This is a genomic window from Paraburkholderia sp. SIMBA_027 (genome assembly GCF_046535315.1).
GTDB lineage: Bacteria > Pseudomonadota > Gammaproteobacteria > Burkholderiales > Burkholderiaceae > Paraburkholderia > Paraburkholderia tropica.
This window is the reverse complement of record NZ_JAWRWY010001120.1, coordinates 1-254: the sequence shown is the minus strand read 5'-3', so window position 1 is coordinate 254 and position 254 is coordinate 1. Positions and strand designations below refer to the sequence as shown.

Sequence of the window (254 nt, the reverse complement as noted above, 5' to 3'; positions counted from 1 at the left end):
AGGTAGCACCGGCCAGGGGCGGCATCCACTCGGGCTGGCCCTTGCCGTCCGCGCCGTGGCAGGACGCGCAGCGGGTGGCGTAGGTGTGGGCGCCGGGGCGGGTGTCGACGGTGGCGTTCTGGTACTGCCAGGGTGTGCCGTCACGCTGCGAGTCGCCGGGCAGTGACTTGAGGTAATGGGCGATGGCTGCCAGGTCCTCGTCGTTCATGAACTGGGTGGAGTTGTTGAACGCTTCGGTCATCGAGCCATATACC

1 protein-coding gene is annotated in these 254 nt (G+C 67.3%); it reads right to left on the bottom strand.

Annotated features, from left to right (window positions below):
* Window positions 1-241: c-type cytochrome (locus SB764_RS42605; RefSeq protein WP_410867122.1), on the bottom strand; the 241-nt coding region annotated here is incomplete at its 3' end.
* Between the last annotated feature and the right edge of the window lie 13 nt (window positions 242-254).